This window comes from Pedobacter nototheniae, assembly GCF_004335085.1.
Lineage (GTDB): Bacteria > Bacteroidota > Bacteroidia > Sphingobacteriales > Sphingobacteriaceae > Pedobacter > Pedobacter nototheniae.
Window position 1 is genome coordinate 125891 of record NZ_RQRS01000014.1, and the last position, 8263, is coordinate 134153.

The following is an 8263-nucleotide window of genomic DNA, read 5'->3' on the forward strand; positions in this document are numbered from 1 at the left end:
TCACATTACATACTATTGGGTTTTGGTAAAAATAAAATTTGTGTTTTAAAGAATTCGAATTGTTGCTTTATAGATTTTTTCCAGTAGGCAGAATTATGAGAACCTGGTTGGGAAATGTAAGTAGCATTAATTTTTAAGCTATCGCATTTTTGCTTCAAAGCATTATTGGATTGATAAAAGAAATCGGAAGAACCACAATCGAAAATAATTTCCTTTTTGCTATCCTTAAGCTTATCTATATTTTTAATTACAGAATAATTTGACCAAATATCGCTCTCTTTCTCAGGATTTCCCAGCAACTCTGGAACACCAAATTTGCCAACGGCATCCATAAGATTAACACCTCCACTGGTACTGCCAGCACTTTTAAATAGATTTGGTTGTTTTAAAAAAAGCCATAAAGCACCGTGGCCACCCATGCTTAAACCTGTAAGAAATAAATTTGTGGTATCCACCGGAAAATCAGTTTTAATTTTAGGCAATAGCTCATCAAAGAAGAAGTTTTCATATTGCCAGTCCTTTTTTGCAGGACTATTTAAGTACCAGCTTTTAATTAAGCCATCAGGACAGATTAAAATATATCCATATTCATCGGCATATTTCTGTGCATCCATAATTTTATCCCACTGTTTATAGTTTCCACCATATCCATGTAGCAAAATTACGGCAGGAATTTTATGCTTTTTATTTAACTTTTTTGGCATGAAAACCCACGTTGTATCTGCCTGAGGCAAATTTTTTGAATTAAATATAATTTGTTTTTGTGCGGAGGCAGAATAGCAAAAAATAAAAGTTAGAATGGTTAAAAAGGTTTTCATGCTAGCTTAAAAATTATCGTGGATATAAGTAATTATTCTAACCATCTCTTTCTTAACATCAGCAGTTGGCATTACGAAGTTGTTGTTCATGAAAGAATAAATATAGGTTTTTCCTTTTTTAGTAACCACATATCCACTTTGGTTGTGGATTCCGGTTAGCGATCCAGTTTTAGCAAAAACAAAAGGATTATTTGTTTTTGGATATGCATATTTTAATGTGCCACTCTGTCCGCCTGCTGGTAGCATTGAAAAAAGTTTTTTCTGATCGTTTATCTCTTTGTAAATTAGGTCTAAAACCTTAATCATATCTCTTGGCGTAAACAAATTCATTCGTGATAAGCCAGATCCATCCACCCATCTCGGTTTATCGGGCAAGCTCGAAAGATGATTTTTAAGCACATAGTCAATTGCTTTTTCTGTACTTAAAGTATCGCCAATCTGATCAGAGCAAACCAACAATAATTGTTCTGCAATAAAATTATCGCTGGGCAGGAGCATATGCTTTAAAACCGAATCGCGGTTGGCACTATAAACGGTTTTAATATGCTTTGGTATTTTCATATCAACTACACCAACCGTTTTGTGCAACGTATCGGCAAGTAAACTTAATGTAGTTCCAGTATTTATTTTAAAAGGAATTTGCTGGTTATAATTTGGCTTTGTTAGGGTTGAATTATAAATAAATTCGTTCTTATTAAAGTTTCTTTTTACAAAAAAATCATCCTTTGTTTTGGTGCTATCGGGTATAAAGCAACTCCAAAAGCTTTTAGGCGAAACTGAGAATTTTCCGTTGCCTGTAGCCTTTACCCAAACTGTATTATCCAGTATTGGTAGCTCGTTAATCTCTGCCTGATAATAATCGTTGTAATCATCCCAAGACCAGCCGTTGCCAAAAAAGTTGCCAGCGTAACGACCAGGAGCAAAAAATAGATTTTTGTTGGAATTGGCAAGAAAATTATAAACCGATTTGTCCTTTAATTCTGATTGAAGAAATGAAGGATCGCCGGTTCCCCAAAAAATTAAGGAATCGCCCTTTTCAATATACTTCAAAGCAGGAATTGAATCAGGAATCATTTTTAAACTAGCATAAAAAGTATATAATTTAGTGTTGGATGCTGGAATGAAATATTTATCGGCATCTTTTTGAAAAAGCATTTTTTTATGCTCCATATTATACAATGCAAAGCCCACATTGTACTGTTTTATCACCGTAGAGTTTTTAAATTCTCGAGCCACTTTATTTGAGATCATTTTATCGGTAGAGCAACTCCACAATAAAGTAGCCGATAAAACAAGGACACTAAATAAAATTCTGTAACGTAAAGCTGGAAGCATGTTTTGTGGATGTTTGTGATAATACAAACTAAATTATTAAATTTAATTTAATGTTAACCAAATATATCCTGATTGTCCGTTTTACCTCCCGTAAATTAATACTCGGCATCAGCTTATTTTTACTTTTTTTTGGTAACATACAGGCGCAGGATTTTAGTTTCACCAACAACAGAACAAAGGAATCCTTAAGTTTTAAGTGCATAAAAAACCTAATTGTCATTCCAATTTTCGTTAATGGAAAAGGGCCTTACAATTTTGTGTTGGATACCGGAGTAGGACCAATGATTATTACAGACCCATCAATTATCGACTCTTTGAATTTCGCCACCATGCGAAAAATAAAAGTTTCCGGTTTAGGTATAGAAACAGTAGAGGCTTACGTATCGCAAAGCATTAGTGCCAAAATAGGCAATGCATACGTAACAAGAATTCCTACGGCAATTTTAAAAGAAGATCTCTTTAATTTATCAGGTCATTTGGGCTTAAAAGTATACGGTATTATAGGTTTTAGCTTTTTTAACAGTTTTGTGGTTGATGTTAGATATAGTGAAAGCAGAATTATTTTTCATGATCCTGATTCGAAAATCAAATACCGTGGAAGCAAAATTCCTATAGAAATAGAAAATCAAAAACCATATGTTATGGCTGCGGTAGATTTACCCAACGGCAAAGTTAATGCAAGGTTTTTAATGGATACTGGCGCCAGCCATGCTTTATCAATGGAGATGCTAAACGGTGGCGAATTTCCTTTGCCAGCAACAAAAATAAAAGCCAATTTAGGCATGACTTTAAGCGGGCAGATTAAAGGTTATGTAGGGCGAATTAAAACATTTTACTTAGGTCCTTATAAATTTAAAAATGTGATTGCCGGGTTTCCAGATTTTCAATCCATTTCTCAAAAGATAGATTTAACTAGTAGAAACGGTAATCTTGGTGCTGATGCGTTACGTAAATTTGATATCCAATTTAATTATCAGGAAAAATTTATTTACGTAAAACCAAACGGTTCCAGTAAGCAGCCTTTCGAGCACGATATGTCTGGTATGGTTATTTACCTTGACCAAAAGGAATATAAAAGAGTAATTATTGGAGATATTGACGAAAATTCTCCTGCAGAACGTGCAGGTTTATGCCCTGATGATGAAATTTTGAGCGTAAATTTTAAACCGATTGAGATGTATACCCTAAACGACTTAACAGAACTTTTAAAATCAAAAACTGATCGTAATTTAGTGCTTGAAATTTACCGGGATAATAAGATTTCTTACAAAGTACTTAAGCTAGAGCAGCGGATTTAAATTTGTGTCGTAACTTTCTGGTTACAAAAAATAAATCCCTGTAACAAGCATTTACCTTTATTCTCTTATTACCAAGCAAAATAAACCATTTAAAACACATATGAATAAAAAAATTAAGGTACTTGCGGTAGCAGGTATTGTCGCCTTTGGTATTGTGGGACCCAATGCGGCAAACGCTCAAAAAAAATCCAAAACCCAACCTGGCAAAACACCAGTAGCTACTCCTGCTGCAGCAGCGGCCCCAGCAGCAAAAAAAGAAGGTATAAAACCTTATTCAGAAATTATCACTGCAAAAGCCAGAACAACCAATGGTTTATTTAAAACACATAAGGTAGATGATAAGTGGTATTTTGAAATACCAGATTCCCTGTTAAATCGTGAAATGCTTGTGGTAACCCGCCTTGCAAAAGCACCTGTTGGGGTTAAAGTTGGCAACCAGCAATATGGTGGCGAAGAGTTAAACGAGCAAGTTTGGAAATGGGAACGCAGAGGTAAGCAAGTATATATTCGCGTACCAAGTTATGCTACAAAAGCTGATGCAAATAGCGATATGTACCAATCTGTACAAAACTCTAACCTAGCACAAATTTTAGCAAGCTTCGAAATAAAATCTTACAATAAAGATACTACAGGCGTTGTAATTGATGTTACCGATTTTTATAACGGCGATATTATGGCTATTGGCGCTACAGATGCCATTCGTAAAGCGTATAAAATTACCGTTTATGATGCAACAAGATCTTACATTGATACAGTAAAAACTTTCCCAATTAATGTGGAAGTTAAAACTGCAAAAACATATCGTGCTGCAGAGTCTCCAACAGACAATAGCAATGGTGCTGTAACTTTTGAATTTAACACTTCAATGCTTTTATTGCCTAAAGTGCCGGTAAAAGCAAGAATTATGGATAGCCGTGTTGGATATTTTGGTCAGTCGCAAATTGATTATGGTAGTGATGCGCAAAAGGCAGAACGTACAGCTTATATCCACAGATGGAATTTGGTACCTAAAGATACAAATGCTTATAAACGTGGAGAATTAGTTGAGCCAGTAAAACCAATTGTAATTTATATTGATCCGGCTACACCGAAAAAATGGGTTCCATATTTAATTCAAGGTATTAATGATTGGCAAGTTGCCTTTGAAGCTGCCGGTTTTAAAAATGCCATTATCGGTAAAGAAGCACCTACACCACAGCAAGATCCTGAATTTAGTGTAGAAGATTCTAGATATTCTGTTGTTCGTTATTTCGCATCGGATATTGCAAATGCATACGGCCCTCACATCAGTGATCCACGTACCGGGCAAATTTTAGAAACACACATTGGCTGGTACCACAACGTAATGAATTTATTGCGTAACTGGTATTTTGTGCAAACCGCCGCTATTAATCCAGATGTACGCAAAGCCAAATTTAGTGATGCACAAATGGGCGAATTAATCCGTTTTGTTTCTTCACACGAAATTGGACATACTTTAGGTTTGCCACACAACTTTGGCTCAAGCTATGCTTACCCAGTTGATTCTTTACGTTCAAAAGCATTTACAGATAAACACGGAACAGCACCGTCAATTATGGATTATGCCCGTTTTAATTATATTGCACAACCAGGAGATGGCGTAACTAAGCTTCACCCACAAATTGGCGAATACGATAAATGGTCTATTAAATGGGGTTACTCTTGGTTGCCTGGTAACAAAACTGCCGAGCAAGAAAAAGAGGTTCTAAATCAATGGGTACTTAAAAACGCAGGCAATCCGCTTTATTTTTATGGTCGCCAGGGTACTTCTTTAGATCCTCGCTTACAAAGTGAAGATTTAGGAGATAACGCAATGAAAGCCAGTAACTATGGTATTGCAAACTTAAAACGCATTCTTCCAAACGTAGAGAAGTGGACTTTCCAAAAAGGTAAAGACTATAGCGATTTGAAGGAAATTTATACTGAAATCATCGGTCAATACAACCGTTATATGGGCCACGTTTTAACCAATGTTGGTGGTATGAGCGAAAACTTTAAAACTTACGATCAATCAGGTGCAGTTTATAGTTATTTGCCAAAAGCGAAACAAAAAGAAGCAATTGCTTTCTTCGGTCAGCAGTTATTTACTACACCACTTTGGTTAATTAATAACGATCAGTTAAGCAAATTTGATAATGGTACTTTATTAAATCGTATTAAATCTGTTCAGGCAAATACTTTGGCAAATATTTTATCAGCGCCGCGTATTGCTCGTTTATTAGATAATGAAACTAAAAACGGAACAGCTAAAGCTTATACTTTACCTGAATTATTTACAGATTTAAACACATCTGTTTTTGCGGCAGGCAGAGCTGATGCATTTAAACGCAACTTACAACGTGCTTATGTAGAGCGTTTGGGTTATTTAATGACAAACGATGGCGATCTTCCTCCGGGTTTCCCTGTTGAGGCAGCAGCTAATTACGGTTTAACACCAATTAATGTAAACTTATCTGATATTAGACCTTTGGTTAGAGCCGAACTTAAAACTTTATTGGCAACAACTAAAGCAAGATCAGCGGCAGGCGATGCAGTAAGTAAAGCACATTACGATGATTTAAATGTTAGAATTAAAAACATTTTAGATCCTAAAAAGTAAAATCCTCGTGATTTAGAATAGAAAACGGAGCAGTCTTAATTGGCTGCTCCGTTTTTGTTTACCTTTATATTAAACTTCATTCCATGATCAAGAAAGCCTTACTATTTGCCTTATTCCTCGCGGTTTACTTAATTGGTTTTGCCCAAAACCAAGATTCTATATCAATTGTAAAAACCAAATGGCAGAAAACAAGAATAGCAAAGAAGATTTTATTATTTAACCATCATTTTAATAATAAAAACCTGTTTGGGGCTAATGAAAATATTTCTTTCATAGAAGTTAAAAACACAGGGAGAAAAGCAATTTTCGCATTAGCTGCAGAAGAAAAGGAACTTATTGCAACCAGTAATTTTGCAGCAAGAGATTCTGCCATTGTAGCTATAAATGGAAATTTTTTTGACGTTAAAAATGGCGGCTCGGTTGATTTCGTTAAAGTAAACGGAAAAGTAATTAATCAAAATCGGCTAGAAAAAAATGGCGCCCGTGCCAGGCATCAACAAGCGGCGGTGGTGATTGATAAAGGTAAATTAACTATTAAAAAATGGGACGGAACAACAGATTGGGAAAATAAACTAATAGAAGAAAGTGTGCTGCTAAATGGCCCATTACTTTTTTTAAATGGAATGAAGGAAGAATTAGATACTACAGCATTTACTAGATTACGTCACCCAAGAACATGTGTAGGTTTAAAGCCAAATGGGAGAGTGGTTTTATTAACGGTTGATGGGCGGAACGATAATTCTGCCGGAATGAGCTTGTTTGAACTAACAAAACTGATGAAGTGGCTTGGCTGTACCAGTGCCATAAATTTTGATGGAGGCGGATCTACAACTTTATGGGTAAATAATAAAGGGGTAATTAACTATCCTACAGATAATAAAAAGTGGGACCATGAGGGCGAAAGGAAAGTGGCGAACGTAATACTCGTTAAGAAGAAATAATTAATTTAGCGAAATATTTAATTTACGACGTTATACCTGTATGATAAGAAATTTGTGCCTGTGTTTAGCATTGTTAAGCTTATTTGCTTGCAATAATAAAACAAAGTCTACCGATGCCACTTTAAGAGATTTTACCTTTGCGCCCGTTAAAGGAATTAGATATGAAGAAGTAAAGCGCCGTTTTAGCGATGGTCTTTCTTTTAATAAGGATGGATTTATGCAAAAGCCATCATGGATTATTGAGGTTGCAGCAGAAGACACAATGATGGCTTGGAGCCCGCAAAAGCAAATAATGCAGAAGTTTTACCTGCAGTACGATCATGGTAATGTGTATAATTTTGCAGAAGAATTTTTTAAGGTAAAACACATTAGTAAAGATAGCCTGGTTTTTCAAAGGGTACAGGTAGATGGTAAAGTTATTGCTGCGGATATCCGATCGGATGTAAACATGACTTTTTATGCCCAAAAATATATTAAGGATAAGTTAAAAGTACCCGCAGAAAAACTGCAACAAACTACAAAGGCAGATACTTTATATATTCAGAAACTTGCTGCCAATATTAATTTAAATAGTGATAGCGCTTTTGCCGCCACTAGCCCGGTTCAGTTTATACCAAAAAGCAAAATTGTTACTGTAGAAAAGCTTAGTACCGTTGATAAATTATTGAAACGTACTGCAGCTTATGATTATATGTACCCGCAATATAAGATTGTAATTGATAGGGCTTATAAAGATTTTGCTTATCAATGCTCTGCCGTTGTAGATTCAAAAGGAACCATCAGAGTTCAAAAAGTTTATGGCGTATTACCAGAAGATATGGAGCCTAGAAAAAAGGTAATTCAAGGTGTAGCAGATATCTATTTAAGGAATCTTTTTACTGTTATTCCTGGAACCACATTAGGCATAGCACACAACAGTGAAATTACGTTAAACATTGTAGGTAAAGCAATTAAAAAGCAGCACTAACCCGCTGTTTACAAAGTATTAACGTTAAAATAATGTTAAAAAATATTTTGATTTTAAAATATAAAAGTTACCTTGCACACTTAATTTTTAATATTTAATACAATGCAAGAAGGCACAGTAAAATTCTTCAATGTAACTAAAGGTTTTGGCTTTATTATCCCTGCGAATGGCGATAGCGAAATTTTTGTTCATTCAACAGGTCTTATCGACGAAATCCGTGAAAACGACAAAGTACAGTACGAAGTTGCTAACGGTAAAAAAGGCTTAAACGCCGTTAATGTGAA

7 protein-coding genes are annotated in these 8263 nt (G+C 35.2%); 5 read left to right on the forward strand and 2 right to left on the reverse strand.

Going from position 1 to position 8263, the window contains the following annotated elements; all coding sequences use genetic code 11:
* Positions 1-5: 5 nt before the first annotated feature.
* Both EHC72_RS13750 and EHC72_RS13755 read right to left on the reverse strand, forming a co-directional pair.
* Positions 6-818 (reverse strand): alpha/beta hydrolase, encoded by an 813-nt coding sequence (locus EHC72_RS13750; RefSeq protein WP_131538287.1) that lies wholly within the window; start codon positions 816-818, stop codon positions 6-8.
* Between the two features lie 6 nt (positions 819-824).
* Positions 825-2153: a D-alanyl-D-alanine carboxypeptidase/D-alanyl-D-alanine-endopeptidase gene (locus EHC72_RS13755; protein ID WP_131538288.1), complete on the reverse strand. Its 1329-nt coding sequence runs from the start codon at positions 2151-2153 to the stop codon at positions 825-827.
* Positions 2154-2203: 50 nt separating this feature from the next.
* Between EHC72_RS13755 and EHC72_RS13760 the strand changes: the two genes are divergently transcribed.
* The 5 genes from EHC72_RS13760 to EHC72_RS13780 all read left to right on the forward strand — a co-directional run.
* Positions 2204-3451, forward strand: coding sequence for an aspartyl protease family protein (locus EHC72_RS13760; RefSeq protein WP_131538289.1), 1248 nt, complete (start codon positions 2204-2206; stop codon positions 3449-3451).
* Between the two features lie 100 nt (positions 3452-3551).
* Positions 3552-6071, forward strand: coding sequence for a zinc-dependent metalloprotease (locus EHC72_RS13765; protein WP_131538290.1), 2520 nt, complete (start codon positions 3552-3554; stop codon positions 6069-6071).
* Positions 6072-6154: 83 nt separating this feature from the next.
* Positions 6155-7012, forward strand: coding sequence for a phosphodiester glycosidase family protein (locus tag EHC72_RS13770; protein WP_131538291.1), 858 nt, complete (start codon positions 6155-6157; stop codon positions 7010-7012).
* Between the two features lie 40 nt (positions 7013-7052).
* Positions 7053-7979, forward strand: coding sequence for a hypothetical protein (locus EHC72_RS13775; RefSeq protein ID WP_131538292.1), 927 nt, complete (start codon positions 7053-7055; stop codon positions 7977-7979).
* Positions 7980-8081: 102 nt separating this feature from the next.
* A partial coding sequence (locus EHC72_RS13780; RefSeq protein WP_131538293.1) for a cold-shock protein occupies positions 8082-8263 on the forward strand: 182 nt, incomplete at its 3' end.

Excerpts from the sequence above, each read along its gene's own strand:
- EHC72_RS13750 (WP_131538287.1), bottom strand. The coding sequence starts at position 818 with ATGAAAACCTTTTTAACCATTCTAACTTTTATTTTTTGCTATTCTGCC.
- EHC72_RS13755 (WP_131538288.1), bottom strand. The coding sequence starts at position 2,153 with ATGCTTCCAGCTTTACGTTACAGAATTTTATTTAGTGTCCTTGTTTTA.
- EHC72_RS13760 (WP_131538289.1), top strand. The coding sequence starts at position 2,204 with ATGTTAACCAAATATATCCTGATTGTCCGTTTTACCTCCCGTAAATTA.
- EHC72_RS13765 (WP_131538290.1), top strand. The coding sequence starts at position 3,552 with ATGAATAAAAAAATTAAGGTACTTGCGGTAGCAGGTATTGTCGCCTTT.
- EHC72_RS13770 (WP_131538291.1), top strand. The coding sequence starts at position 6,155 with ATGATCAAGAAAGCCTTACTATTTGCCTTATTCCTCGCGGTTTACTTA.
- EHC72_RS13775 (WP_131538292.1), top strand. The coding sequence starts at position 7,053 with ATGATAAGAAATTTGTGCCTGTGTTTAGCATTGTTAAGCTTATTTGCT.